Annotated in this window: 11 protein-coding genes, 1 tRNA gene and 1 pseudogene; 4 read left to right on the forward strand and 9 right to left on the reverse strand. The window is 72.0% G+C overall.

All coding sequences use genetic code 11. The features are described 5' to 3' along the window. Positions 1 to 688 precede the first annotated feature (688 nt). The gene (locus tag KPL59_RS31845; RefSeq protein ID WP_226363026.1) at positions 689 to 1,015 is read left to right on the forward strand and encodes a hypothetical protein; all 327 of its coding nucleotides are present in this window, start codon (positions 689 to 691) and stop codon (positions 1,013 to 1,015) included. A gap of 100 nt (positions 1,016 to 1,115) precedes the next feature. On the opposite strand, the gene KPL59_RS31850 is transcribed toward KPL59_RS31845, so the two are convergent. From KPL59_RS31850 to KPL59_RS31865, 4 genes are all read right to left on the reverse strand, one after another. After that, entirely contained in the window at positions 1,116 to 2,954 is a 1,839-nt protein-coding gene (locus tag KPL59_RS31850) for an IS1634 family transposase (protein WP_226359530.1), read from the reverse strand. 422 nt (positions 2,955 to 3,376) lie between these two features. Next, positions 3,377 to 3,913, reverse strand: a complete 537-nt coding sequence (locus KPL59_RS31855; protein WP_226363027.1) for a hypothetical protein — start codon at positions 3,911 to 3,913, stop codon at positions 3,377 to 3,379. Positions 3,914 to 4,102: 189 nt separating this feature from the next. After that, positions 4,103 to 4,363 (reverse strand): hypothetical protein, encoded by a 261-nt coding sequence (locus tag KPL59_RS31860; RefSeq protein WP_226352439.1) that lies wholly within the window; start codon positions 4,361 to 4,363, stop codon positions 4,103 to 4,105. 214 nt (positions 4,364 to 4,577) lie between these two features. Then, a tRNA-Leu gene (locus tag KPL59_RS31865) sits at positions 4,578 to 4,650 on the reverse strand. 33 nt (positions 4,651 to 4,683) lie between these two features. Between KPL59_RS31865 and KPL59_RS31870 the strand changes: the two genes are divergently transcribed. Next, positions 4,684 to 5,502: a class I SAM-dependent methyltransferase gene (locus KPL59_RS31870; RefSeq protein ID WP_226352438.1), complete on the forward strand. Its 819-nt coding sequence runs from the start codon at positions 4,684 to 4,686 to the stop codon at positions 5,500 to 5,502. A gap of 171 nt (positions 5,503 to 5,673) precedes the next feature. Here KPL59_RS31870 and KPL59_RS31875 read toward each other — a convergent pair whose 3' ends face one another. Both KPL59_RS31875 and KPL59_RS31880 read right to left on the reverse strand, forming a co-directional pair. Beyond that, positions 5,674 to 6,390 (reverse strand): uracil-DNA glycosylase, encoded by a 717-nt coding sequence (locus tag KPL59_RS31875; protein ID WP_226352437.1) that lies wholly within the window; start codon positions 6,388 to 6,390, stop codon positions 5,674 to 5,676. Then, positions 6,387 to 7,340: a Ppx/GppA phosphatase family protein gene (locus KPL59_RS31880; RefSeq protein ID WP_226363028.1), complete on the reverse strand. Its 954-nt coding sequence runs from the start codon at positions 7,338 to 7,340 to the stop codon at positions 6,387 to 6,389. The genes KPL59_RS31875 and KPL59_RS31880 overlap by 4 nt, the downstream gene beginning before the upstream one ends. 86 nt (positions 7,341 to 7,426) lie before the next feature. Between KPL59_RS31880 and KPL59_RS31885 the strand changes: the two are divergent. Beyond that, positions 7,427 to 9,068 (forward strand): annotated as a pseudogene (locus tag KPL59_RS31885) (acyl-CoA dehydrogenase family protein). Positions 9,069 to 9,078: 10 nt separating this feature from the next. On the opposite strand, the gene KPL59_RS31890 reads toward KPL59_RS31885, so the two are convergent. From KPL59_RS31890 to eno, 3 genes are all read right to left on the reverse strand, one after another. Further along, entirely contained in the window at positions 9,079 to 9,603 is a 525-nt protein-coding gene (locus KPL59_RS31890) for a DUF501 domain-containing protein (protein WP_226363029.1), read from the reverse strand. A gap of 4 nt (positions 9,604 to 9,607) precedes the next feature. Beyond that, entirely contained in the window at positions 9,608 to 10,207 is a 600-nt protein-coding gene (locus tag KPL59_RS31895) for a septum formation initiator family protein (RefSeq protein ID WP_075308307.1), read from the reverse strand. 171 nt (positions 10,208 to 10,378) lie between these two features. Beyond that, positions 10,379 to 11,674 carry a phosphopyruvate hydratase gene (gene eno / locus KPL59_RS31900; protein WP_060713277.1) on the reverse strand — a complete coding sequence of 432 codons (1,296 nt, stop codon included), beginning with the start codon at positions 11,672 to 11,674 and terminating at the stop codon, positions 10,379 to 10,381. A 153-nt stretch (positions 11,675 to 11,827) separates the two neighbouring features. Between eno and KPL59_RS31905 the strand changes: the two genes are divergently transcribed. Next, positions 11,828 to 12,238: a tetratricopeptide repeat protein gene (locus tag KPL59_RS31905; RefSeq protein ID WP_043279643.1), complete on the forward strand. Its 411-nt coding sequence runs from the start codon at positions 11,828 to 11,830 to the stop codon at positions 12,236 to 12,238. Positions 12,239 to 12,267 lie beyond the last annotated feature (29 nt).

Here is a 12,267-nt window from a genome sequence, read left to right on the forward strand (position 1 = left end):
ATGGCCCGCGACGTGTTCGCCTCCGACGACGACCTCGACGAGTTCCTCACCTTCGTCCACACCGACCGACAAACGGGGCTCGGGTAACCGATGCGGCCCGTCGTTCTGGGCACCGACGTCGCCTCCCGAGCCATCAAGAACCGGCTCGCCGGACCAGTGGACACCAAGCTGATCGGGGCCACGTGGTGCGTCACCTTCGTGACCGGCGCCAAGCTGTGGCAGCGGGCCGAGATCCGACGCTGGGGTAGCCGGACCCACGACCAGCTCGACGACTGGCTCGCCCACGTCGTCGTCTTGGACTCCGACGAGACGGTCTCCCGGTCCGGGAGCGGATCAACGCTGCCGCGCGGCTCCGCGGACGCGCACGCCCGGCGACGACTCATGGATCGCCGCCACCTGCATCGCGAACGACGTCCCGCTCGCGACGCTGAACACCAGAGACTTCGCCGACGTCGCCGGACACGACGGTCTCGTCCTGCTGCCGTCCTGACCGCTTTCTCCACGTCCGGTCCCGCTGGGATCTTCTCGCGACGTGGGCTCGTCCCTGCCAGACCGGCTGCCGTCTCGGCGCGCCGCGAGGAGTTCACCAGCTCCACCGCACTCTCCCCCGGTCATCGAGCGGTACCGGGTCTGGCGGAGTCCGGGGCTTGTCGGCCAAGTTGTCGGTGCTTCGTGGCACGTTCGCCTCATGCCCACCTACACCCTTGCCGACGTCGAGCGCGCGGTACGTGAGAGCTGGTGCGACGAGACGCGGCCTCCCGAGTGTCAGGCTGAATGGGACCCCAGCAATCCCTCTCGCGATCAGTGCGGCGTCACTGCCTTGGTGGTCAACGATCTGCTCGGCGGAGACCTGGTCGTCGGCGAAGTACACAAAGACGGCACGCACGTCGACTACCACTGGTGGAACCGCTTTGGCCTCGTGGACGTCGACCTGACTCGCGAACAGTTCACCGCCCATGAGGTCGTTGTGGGCGGAGAGGCTCTCCCGGATTCCGCAGTTCGTGGGCAGATGTGAGGGCTGAATTCGGGGGTTGACCTGCAGGACCGCTGGTGTGGGAGCGGGGTGGGCGTGTGTCCATGCCCGCCGCGGTGCCTGTTGGCGCTGTTTGGGCTGGTTAGGCGGGGTCGAGGGTGGTGATCCGGGGTGGTGGGGTGACCCCGCAGGCCCGAAGAATGCCGGCCTGGGTGGTGGTGAGCTCGGTGGTCTGCACGACGGTGCCGGCCGGGCCGGTGAGGGTGATCGTGTGCAGCCGGCCCAGCTCGCGGGAGATGGTGCGCCAGGTGCGGCCGGTGCGGCGTTCGGCGACCCGGATCAGCAGCAGCGCCAGCCAGCAGAGCAGGACGTGGGCGCGGATGCGGAGTTCGAGGCGGTGGAACACCGGCCGCAGCTCGATGGTGGATTTCAAGTCGCGGAACCCGCGCTCGGCCTCCAGCAGGTTCTTGTAGCCCAGGGCGACGTCCTCGGCCGAGAGGTCCGGGTCGGAGGTGGACAGCAGGTACTTCCCGTCCAGCTTCGCTTCGGCGGCGATCTTGGTCCGGTCCAGTTGCAGCCGCCCGGACGGTGTCTGGCGCAGCCACCGGCCCAGGGCCGGGTGTTCACGCAGCGCGCATTCGGCCTTGACGTGCGCGGCCTCCTCACGTTCGGCGGCCCGGGCGGCGTGCCGCCACGCGGCCTTGCTGGTTGTGGTGGCGGCGCGGCGGGTGCGGGCGGCCTCGCGGGCTCGGGTGCGGGCGGACGCGATGCGGTCGAGCTCGGCGGAGATCCTGGCGATCGCGGCTTCGCGGGCGGCCTGGTCGCGTTCGGCCTCGTCGGGGTTGTGGCAGATGATCCACCGGACGCCGGGGGTGGAGTCGATCCGGACTTCCTTGACGCGCAGGTTGTCCCGAACCTGCTGGTAGCGGCCCTGGCGGGACAGTGCCTGGGCGGCGTGCGGGCTGCCGTCGCGCATCCGTTCGCCGGCGATGTAGTGCCCGCCCGCGCGCTGAAGGTAGGCCAGGTTGTCCCGGGAGGAGAACCCGCGGTCGACCACGGTGACCACGCGGCCCAGTCGCCACCCCCGTAGGTCGTCCTTGACCTGCGGCAGGATCGCCTGGTCGTTGGTGTTGCCGGGCCAGCACCAGCACCGGACCGGGATGCCTTCCCGGGTGACGGCCAGCCCGATGACGATCTGCGGCAGGTCCCGGCGGTGGTCCTTGGAGTGCCCGTAGCGCCGGAACCCGCCCGGGCCGCCTGGGCTTGCCACTGCGTCTGATCCGTCGACGCTGCTGTCGGTGCTGCTGTCGGTGCCCTCGGCGGGGTCGGGGTCCTCGGTGTCGCGCTCGAAGTAGGTGCTGGTCGTGTCGAAGAACAGCAGGTCGACCTCGAGGTTGAGCAGGTCCGCGACCGCGAAGAACACCGCCTCCTGCACCTTCGCGTCGGTGTCGGCCTCGATCAGCAGGTCCATCGCCCGATACGCCTGATCCTCGCTGAGCGCGTCCAGGCCGGGGATCGCCACGTCGTGGCCGACCCACTCGGCCGCGGCCAGCTTCGAGGACGGGTCGATCGCCCGGTTCGCCACCAGCGCGAACAGCACCCGCTCGACATCGGTGGTGAACCGGCGCCCACCCAGCACCTTGCGCAGGGCGGCCTCGACGTCCAGGGCCTTCCACAGCCCGTTCAGCAACCACGCCGCCCCGGCCGGGCGGGAGGCGATCAACCGCAGCCCCTCGGCCGCGGTACCGGCGCCCGCGGACTCAGCGGCGTCCGTGCCGGCGTCGGTGCCGGGTTCGCCCAGGTAGCGGTTGATCGAGCGGACCAGCCGGCGCAGCCCGTCGGGGTCCAGGCGGTCCTCCCGGCCGAGGTTGAGCAGCACGTTCGCCTTCGTGGTGGCACCGACGCGTTGGTTGTGGGCCAGGGCCAGGTAGCGCACGACCGAGCCGTCCTTGTTCCGCCGCTCGGTCGTCCGCAGATACATGACCGCAGCCGATCACACTCCGGGCAGCTCACACAAGCCTCAACCCGCCAAAACGTGTGCCCACGTTTTCGAGCACTCTCACGCAGGCGCAGCACGCTGACCAGGCCTTACTCCCCGCGGACCCCGCTCATGTGCCCATCAACTGCGGAACGCGGGGCTCTCAAACGACCGCCAACCAGCGAGCTCCGTCGATGCGTCGACGAGTACCTCTTGCTGCGTCGACGTGTCCTGGCGAGGCTCGCGATCGCTGACGATCCCCCTCTGGAGTCAGACGCCCCTCCTCATTTGGGGGGAGCCGTTTTGCCCGCCGATCATGGCCTCTGAGCTGCTTGGATGCCCGCACTCGGCGTCTCGCCAGCCGAGCTTCGGCGCGTATTCAGCGCGCTCGTCCGGTCGGCAGCCGCACCGAGGGCGGTCCCGGCTCAGCGAGAGGCGCCTGTCCGGACGATTCTTACGATGTCCGCCTCACCACGGAACCGCCGCCGACCCGACACCTCGAGAACGTCCCCGGTGTCCCCTGTAGCCCAGACTCTCGCAACAATCTTTCCCCGCCGTACCCATTGCTTCTCGACAAGAGGTCGGTTGAGTTGGGCGGCGACCCAATCGAGCGCGATCACTGCGTGCCGTTCATCCGAGAAGGATCGAGCGTGAACGAGCAGGTTGTCGGGGTGCTTCCGGTCGAAGCCGTCCCAGATGTCATCGCCGCCCCAGGTGCCCGAGAGGCCTCCACGACCATCGAAGAGAACCTTGAGCGTGATCTCGCCCGGGTCCTCGGTGAGGGCGACGTCCAGGCAGAGCAGCACGAACGGTGCAACAGGGTAGGAGCTGACGACCGTTGCGTCGGGCTCGATCAAGCCGGTGAGTCTGTCTGGCGCGAGTCTGCGCACTGCTTCCAGGAACGGCGATCCTTCGGCCTCGCCGTCGTTGTAGGTCAACGGCCCGAACCACCCGTCGGTCATGAGGTCATCGTTCTTGATCGTTCGCCGGCTGTCCCCTCCTGCCGCCCGCTGAGGTGATCCCTCGCGGCGTGGGTTCACCCCTGGTTGCCGGTTCGGGCACTGTGACGAGAGCACCGCCCACCACGACTCCCCGATCTCCGAGCGGTGTCGGGTTCGGGCGGAGCCGGCCGCCGGACGCGCTGTTGGAGATCAGTCCTCGATGTAGCCGGTGTCGGGGTCGACCATGCCGAGGAAGTCGCGGATGCAGACGTGGAGTTCCTCGGTCGTCGCGGGTCTGCCTTGCCATCCGAATTGGGAGAAGCCATAGCCCGGGTTCGGTCCGGTCTCCCAGGCGAAGTCGTAGGTGCCTGGCTCGGCCGAGCGTGGCCGGACGGTGAACCGCTCGCCGTCGACGACGAGGTTCTGCGGTCGCTCCTGTTCCCAGAGCCGTCGGGCGTCTGCGTCCGCCATGACCGGATCCTCTCGGATCAAGGCGAGGAGGACGAGGAACGGGAGCGGATCGCAGAGGCGCTCGGGGACGACTCCGGTGCCTGAGCTTTCAGCGCCCTTTCAGCGCAGGCACCCGGTGAACCCCGGTCGGCACCAGTTCCCGCAGGACAACATCATCGTGGCCGTGGCGAGCGTAACGGCTGGTCAGAGGGGTAGTCTCGACGTGGAAGCGGGGTGCCCCCGGTCGGACTCGAACCGACACTGGGACCCTTTTAAGGGGCCTGCCTCTGCCGTTGGGCTACGGGGGCGCCGCGACAGCGTAGCCAGGGCGGGAAGAACTCATGCCGAGCACCGAGAAGGTCGACCTCCGGGGCGCCGCGGCGACCCTGCTGATGACCCTCTACATGCGACGCCTGGACGCTCGGTCCCGCCGCCCGATCCTCGGCGACCAGTGGGCGGAGCCCGTCTGGGACCGCGTCGAGCACGACGTCCACGGCCTCTGGCAGTTCACCGGCGACGTCTCGACCATCGTGTGTCGCGCCGCGATCCTCGACGGCTGGACGCGGGAGTTCCTCGCCGCCGAGCCCGCCGGACAGGTCCTGCACCTGGGCTGCGGGCTGGACAGCAGGCCGTTGCGGGTCGGGGTGCCGTCGACGTGCCGCTGGATCGACGTCGACCAGCCGGAGGTCATGGACGTCCGTCGTCGGCTCTACGACTTCCCCGACAACGTCGAGCAGGTCTCCGGCTCCGTCGTCGACGACGACTGGTGGTCCGCCGTCGACCCGGCGCTGCCGACGCTCGTCGTCGCCGAGGGGCTGTTCATGTACCTCCCGGCCGAGGCCGTGCACGCCACCGTCGACCGGGTCGTGGCCGGCACCCCGGCGGCCACGCTGGCGTTCGACGCCGTCGCCCCGTGGACGGTGCGCGCCTCGCGCTGGACCCCGACGTTCCGCGCGGTCGGCACCGAGTTCCGGTGGTCGTGGAACCCCGCCGAGTTCGCGCACCGGCACCCGTCGTTGACCGAGCGCGACGACGTCTCGATCTACGACGAGGTGTCCCTGCGCGAGCCGCGGGTGTGGCTGCGTCCGCTGCTGTCGGCGGCCGGGCACGTCCCCGCCATGCAGGACGCGATGCGGCTGCACCGCTTCACCACCGACTGAGCCCCGGTACCGGGACACCCGCCGAGATGCAGCTCAGCGGGTGGCGCCGCGCGCCGGAACCCCGCTGAGCTGCATCTCGACGACGGCAGCGGCGCGGTGGGGAGGGTGCTGCGTAGCGGTGAGCAGAGCAGAGCCATCCCGGATCTCACCCCTGACCAGCGACGACGAGACTTATCGTCGGATCGGCGTCAATCCGCCGGCAGATGCGGTGTCGGCCAGGACCTGCTCCACCATGGCCGGGGTGAGTCGTCCGGTGAAGGTGTTCTGCTGGCTCACGTGGTAGCAGCCGAACAGCTCAAGCGGCTCCCGGTCGGGGCGGGCGGGGGCCAGCGTCACCGACGCCCCGTGCCCGAACTTCGGGGCCGGCCGCGGGACCGTCCACCCCGCCCCGGCGAGCACCGGCAGCAGCGCCTGCCACCCGAAGCCGCCGAGCACCATGATCGAGCGGACCGTCGGGGCGAGCAGGTCGAGCTCCTGCTCCAGCCAGCCGCGGCAGGTGTCCCGTTCGGCGGGGGTCGGCTTGTTCGCCGGCGGCGCGCAGTGCACGGGCGCGGTGATCCGGACCCCGTACAGCTCCAGGCCGTCGCCGATGTGCGAGGCGGTCGGCTGCGAGGCCAGCCCGACGGCGTGCAGCGCGGCGTAGAGCACGTCGCCGCTGCGGTCGCCGGTGAACATGCGCCCGGTCCGGTTCGCTCCGTGCGCGGCCGGAGCCAGGCCGACGATCAGCATCCGCGCGTCGGGCGGGCCGAAGCCGGGTACCGGCCGACCCCAGTAGGTCTCGTCGCGGAACGCGGCCCGCTTCTCCCGGGCCACCTGCTCGCGCCACTCGACCAGCCGCGGGCAGGCCCGGCACTCGGTGATCCGCTGGTCCAGGACCGCCAGGTTCATGCGATCGATCGCGCGATCCCGTCGAGGATGTCGTGCTCGGACACGACGACCCGGTCGATCCCGGCGCGCGCGTGCAGCTCGTCGGCGAGGGCCTGCACGACCAGCGATCCGGCACCGATGACGTCGACGCGGCCCGGGTGCAGCGAACCGTGCTTCTCCCGCTCCGACCGCGACGACCGGATCAGCAGGTCCGCGACCCGGTGCAGGTCCTCGCGGGTCAGCGTCGAGCCGTGCACCTGCTCGCGGTCGTAGGCGGGCAGCTCCTGGGCGATCCCGGAGAGCGAGGTGATCGTCCCGGCCACCCCGACCCAGGTCTTCGCGGTCTCGACCGGCACCGACGCGAACGCCTCGGCCAGCACCTCACCGGCGACCGTACGCGCGGAGTCGATCTCGGCCTCCGACGGCGGGTCGGAGGGCAGGCAGCGCTCGGTCAGCCGCACCGACCCCATGTCGACCGACTTCGCCGCGGTCACCACCGCGACCCCGTCGCGCAGCTCGCCCACGACGACCTCGGTGGACCCGCCGCCGACGTCGGTGACGACGAACGGGCCGTCGTCGGGGTCGAGGTCGCCGACGGCTCCGACGAACGACAGGCGCGCCTCCTCGTCGCCGGAGATGATCTCCGCCTCGGCGCCGAGGGTGTCGCGGACCATCGCGAAGAAGTCCTCGCGGTTCGACGCGTCCCGGGTCGCCGACGTCGCGACCATCCGGACCCGCTCGGCGCCCTTGCGGCGGGCGGCGACCGCGTAGTCGACGAGTGCCACCCGGGTCCGCTCCAGCGCCTCCGGGTCGAGCCGGCCGGTCGCGTCGACGCCCTTGCCGAGCCGCACGATCCGCATCTCGCGGTGCAGGTCGCGCAGCTCCTTCTGGCCGTCGAACGCCTCCGTGACGTCGGCGACCAGCAGCCGGATCGAATTGGTTCCGCAGTCGATGGCGGCGACCCGCGACATCGGCACTCCCTGTTCTCGGCGACCGTCGGTCCTCACCGTAGTCGCGATCGCTCGGTGGAGCCGCCGGTCCGGGTTACCCTCCGGTAATGGCGACGACGCACATCCCCGCCCCGGTGTCGGACCTCGGCACCCACGTGGTCCTCAACCAGGTCCCGCCGCGTTCGGACGGCGATCTGCTCTCCGCGGACCCGGCCGTCGCCGAGGCGCTCGCGCGCGAAGGCGGGGACGCGGCGGCGCTGGAGGCGGTGGCCGCGGCCGTCGGGACCGCGGAGCACCGCGAGCACGCCCGCGCCGCGAACGCCCACGAGCCGGAGCTGCGCACGCACGACCGCACCGGGCACCGCGTCGACGAGGTCGCCTTCCACCCGTCCTGGCACGCGTTGATGCGCACGAGCGTCGAGCACGGTCTCGCCGCCACCCCCTGGGCCGCGGCACCCGGCACCGGCGCGCACGTCACCCGGGCCGCGGGCTTCTACCTGACCTCGCAGGTGGAGCAGGGCCACCTGTGCCCGATCTCGATGACCTACGCGTCGGTGCCGGCACTGCGCCACGCCCCGGAGCTCGCCGCCGCCTACGAGCCCGGCCTGACCGCGCGGACCTACGCACCCGGGCTCGCCGTCCCCACGGACAAGGACGGGCTGCTCGCGGGGATGTCGATGACCGAGAAGCAGGGCGGCTCCGACGTCCGCGCGGGCACCACGGTCGCCACCCCGCAGCCCGACGGCAGCTACCGCCTGACCGGGCACAAGTGGTTCACCAGCGCCCCGATGAACGACCTGTTCCTCACTCTCGCCCAGGCACCCGGCGGGCTGACCTGCCTGGTCCTGCCCCGGGTCCTGCCCGACGGCACCCGCAACGCGATCCGGCTCCAGCGGCTCAAGGACAAGCTGGGCAACCGGTCCAACGCCTCGTCGGAGATCGAGTACACCGGCGCCGTCGGGTGGCGGGTCGGCGACGAGGGCCGGGGCGTCCGCGATCATCGAGATGGTCTCGATGACCCGGCTCGACTGCGTGCTCGGCTCCGCGGCGACCGCGCGGGCCGCGGTCACCGAGGCCGCGCACCACGTCGCGCACCGGTCTGCCTTCGGCGCCCGGCTGGCCGACCAGCCGCTGATGCGCGAGGTCCTCGCCGAACTCGCCGCCGAGACCGAGGCCGCGACGGTCCTGGCGCTGCGCCTGGCCGGTGCCGTCGACCGGGGTGAGACGGCGCTGCTGCGCCTGGCCCTGCCCGTGTCGAAGTACCTGGTGTGCAAGCGGGCCTCGACCGTCGTCGTCGAGGCGCTGGAGTGCCTGGGCGGCAACGGCTACGTCGAGGAGTCCGACCTGCCCCGGCTCTACCGCGAGGCGCCGCTGAACTCGATCTGGGAGGGCTCGGGCAACGTCACCGCGCTCGACGCCCTGCGTGCCATCGCCCGCGAGCCGCACGCCGTCGAGGCGCTGCTCGCCGAGATCGACCTCGCCGCGGGGTCCGATCCTCGGCTGGACGCGACGGTCACCGCGCTGCGCGCCGAGCTGGCCGCGCCGGAGGAACGGCGGGCCCGCCGTCTCGCGGAGCTGGCCGCGCTGGCGCTGCAGGGGTCACTGCTGGTCCGCCACGCCCCGACGGCCGTCGCGGACGTCTTCCTCGCGACCCGGCTCGACGCCGACGGGCCGCTGCGCACCGCGGGGACCCGGCCGGGCAAGGACAGCGTCGGGGTGCTGCTGGACCGGGCGACGCCGGGGAACTAGAGACGGGAAACTAAAGGCAGGGCGGCCCGGACCGCCACCACTCGCCGATCTCCTCGAGCGCCTCGTCGCCGAACGGGTTCACCCCGGACCCGGCCGCCAGGGCGTGCGCGACGTGCACGTGCAGGCACTTCACCCGGTCCGGCATGCCCCCGGCGGTGACGTCGGGGTGCGTGGACAGCGGTTCGATCGCGTCGCGCTCGGCGAGGTAGGTCTCGTGGGCGCGGCGGTAGGCGGCGGCCAGCTCGTCGTCGACGGCGAGCCGTTCCTCCATCTCCTTCATCCGGCCCTCGGCCTCGAGCGTCCCGATCCGCGAGGCGAGCCGGGCACACGTCAGGTAGTACAGCGTCGGGAACGGGGTGCCGTCGGGCAGCCCCGGGGCGGTCTGCACGACCGCGGGGTGCCCGGAGGGGCAGCGGTAGGCGACCGCGAGGACCCCGCGCGGGGCGCGACCGAGCTGGTCGGCGACAGCGTCGAGGTCGGCCTGGGCGACCGGGCCCGGCTCCAGACCGGGCGGACGGGAACGAGTGCTGCTCACGCCCTCATCGTCGCGGGTCGCCCACGACGTCGTTCCACAGGGTGTGGAACCAGGGCACGCCGGGCTCGGCCTGACCGTCCTCGACGACCGGCGCCGGCGGGGCCGGGAACTGCGGCACGTAGGGCGTCTCCCCCGGCTCGACCATCCCGAGCCGGGCCCGGGCCTGGGCCTCGACCTCGGCCGGGTCCGAGAGCCGGGCACGGTCGGCGGCCAGCCGCGCGACGTCGGCCTCCAGCGCCTGCTGCCGGTCCGAGACGTCGGACAGCTCCTGGCGCTGGGCGACGAAGTTGTGCAGCGGCACCGCGACGGTCAGCGCGAGTGCGCAGACCACGATCGCCAGGATGGCGGCCCGCTTCGTCGACGACAGGCCCAGCAGGCCGGTCGTGCGGGCGACGACCTCGCCGGCGCGGGACCGGGCACGGGTGAGACGCGGCCGGGCGCCCTGGGGGCCGGCCGGACGCGACCGCGCACCGGAGCCGCCCGTCGACGCGGGGGCCCGCGCCGAGCGCCCGGTCGTGCTCCGTGGCTTCGCCGCGGCCCGGCCACGCCCCGTGCCGGTCGTGCGGGCGCGGGCGTCCCGTCCACGTCCCCGACGGTCCGCCATGCACCCTCCCGTCCGTACCGGGTTCCCTCACCCGCCAGTGCTGCTCGGTGCCGCTGCGTGGCGGCCCGTCCAGCATGCCGCCCGATCGGGCACCGGTGACGGTGCCGCGCCGAACCGTCCGCAGACGATCCGGGCGGCACCGCCGTCACCGACGGGGGAACGACCGGAGCGTCAGCCCTGGCCGGGCACCTGGTAGCGCGGGAACGCCAGCTCGCCGTTGTAGCGGGCGGCGTCACCGAGCAGCTCCTCGATGCGCAGCAGCTGGTTGTACTTCGCCACCCGCTCGGACCGGGCCGGGGCGCCGGTCTTGATCTGGCCGCAGCCGGTCGCGACGGCGAGGTCCGCGATGGTGACGTCCTCGGTCTCCCCGGAACGGTGGCTCATCATGCAGCGGTAGCCCGCGTTGTGCGCCATCGTGACCGCATCGAGGGTCTCGGACAGGGTGCCGATCTGGTTGACCTTCACCAGCAGCGCGTTCGCAGCGCCGCGGGCGATGCCGTCCTCGAGCCGCTCCGGGTTGGTGACGAACAGGTCGTCGCCGACCAGCTGCACCTTGTCCCCGATGGACTCGGTGAGCGCGACCCAGCCGTCCCAGTCGTTCTCGTCCAACGGGTCCTCGATCGAGACCAGCGGGTAGGCGGCCACCAGCTCGGCCCACACCTCGGACAGCTTGTCCGCGGTGATCTTCTTGCCCTCGAAGGAGTACTTGCCGCCCTCGTGGAACTCGGTCGCGGCGACGTCGAGCGCCAGCACGACGTCGGTGCCCAGCGTGTAGCCGGCGCGCTGCACGGCGGCGGCGATCAGGTCGAGCGCGCCGCGGGTGCCGCCCTTGACGTCGGGGGCGAAGCCGCCCTCGTCGCCGAGGCCGGTCGACAGGCCCTTGTCCTTCAGCTCCGACTTGAGCGCGTGGTAGACCTCCGCGCCCCAGCGCAGCGCCTCGCGGAAGGTCTCCGCACCGATCGGCGCGACCATGAACTCCTGCACGTCGACGGAGGTGTCGGCGTGCGCACCACCGTTCAGGATGTTCATCATCGGCACCGGCAGGACGTGCGCGTTGGAGCCGCCGACGTAGCGGAACAGCTCCAGGCCCGAGGACTCCGCCCCGGCCTTCGCGACGGCCAGCGACACGCCCAGCAGGGCGTTCGCGCCGAACTTCGACTTGTCCGGGGTGCCGTCGAGGTCGACGAGGCGCTGGTCGACCAGTCGCTGGTCCACCGCCTCGACGCCGACGAGCTCCGGCCCGATCTCGTCGAGGACGGCCGCGACGGCCTTCTCGACGCCCTTGCCGCCGTAGCGGTTCTTGTCGCCGTCCCGGAGCTCGACGGCCTCGTGCTCACCGGTCGAGGCGCCCGACGGGACCGCGGCACGCGCCAGCGTGCCGTCGTCCAGCGCGACCTCGACCTCCACCGTGGGATTGCCCCGGGAATCGAGGATCTCGCGTGCCCCGACCTGCTCGATGACCGCCACCGTGACTCCTGTTCTGATCGCGGGTGTCGTCCGGTGCGTCAGCGTAGTCACCGGTCGGCCCCCGGCGGGGGACGCTTGCGTCACCCTGCTCCGCACCGGTGGTCTGTCAAGGCCTCGCATCCCGCCCGGATCGCACCTAACGTGGGGGTGACCATGAGCAGTCCCCGTGCGAACCACCAGGACCCGGTCGCCGCGTTCCGCCGTGCCGACCGGCTGCTCTCCCGGCACCGCCCGCTCGAGGCCCTCGACGCGCTCCGTCCCGTCCTCGACGCGCACGGTCCGGACGAACCCGGCGACGCCTCGGTGCACCTGCTCGCCGGCCGCGCCTACCTGGACTCGGCGCAGCTGCGGAAGGCCGAGGCCGCGTTCGTGCGGGTCGTCGAGATGGACCCGGCCGACCACTACGCGCGGTTCGCGCTCGGCAAGACACTGCAACGGCAGGGCAGGCTCGGCGAGGCCGAGACCCAGCTGAAGATCGCCTCGGCGATGGACCCGCGCCCGGAGTACCAGGAGGCGCTGGGTGAGGTGCGGGCCCGCATCGCACTCGCGCCCGACCGCCCCTGAACTGCGAAAACGGATCTTCCGGGGCGAAT

Origin of the sequence: Pseudonocardia sp. ICBG1142, assembly GCF_020496255.1 — a bacterium.
In the GTDB taxonomy this organism is placed as follows: domain Bacteria; phylum Actinomycetota; class Actinomycetes; order Mycobacteriales; family Pseudonocardiaceae; genus Pseudonocardia.

Excerpts from the sequence above, each read along its gene's own strand:
- KPL59_RS31870 (WP_226352438.1), top strand. The coding sequence starts at position 4,684 with ATGCCGAGCACCGAGAAGGTCGACCTCCGGGGCGCCGCGGCGACCCTG.
- KPL59_RS31850 (WP_226359530.1), bottom strand. The coding sequence starts at position 2,954 with ATGTATCTGCGGACGACCGAGCGGCGGAACAAGGACGGCTCGGTCGTG.
- KPL59_RS31895 (WP_075308307.1), bottom strand. The coding sequence starts at position 10,207 with ATGGCGGACCGTCGGGGACGTGGACGGGACGCCCGCGCCCGCACGACC.
- KPL59_RS31860 (WP_226352439.1), bottom strand. The coding sequence starts at position 4,363 with ATGGCGGACGCAGACGCCCGACGGCTCTGGGAACAGGAGCGACCGCAG.
- KPL59_RS31855 (WP_226363027.1), bottom strand. The coding sequence starts at position 3,913 with ATGACCGACGGGTGGTTCGGGCCGTTGACCTACAACGACGGCGAGGCC.
- KPL59_RS31880 (WP_226363028.1), bottom strand. The coding sequence starts at position 7,340 with ATGTCGCGGGTCGCCGCCATCGACTGCGGAACCAATTCGATCCGGCTG.
- KPL59_RS31875 (WP_226352437.1), bottom strand. The coding sequence starts at position 6,390 with ATGAACCTGGCGGTCCTGGACCAGCGGATCACCGAGTGCCGGGCCTGC.
- KPL59_RS31845 (WP_226363026.1), top strand. The coding sequence starts at position 689 with ATGCCCACCTACACCCTTGCCGACGTCGAGCGCGCGGTACGTGAGAGC.
- KPL59_RS31905 (WP_043279643.1), top strand. The coding sequence starts at position 11,828 with ATGAGCAGTCCCCGTGCGAACCACCAGGACCCGGTCGCCGCGTTCCGC.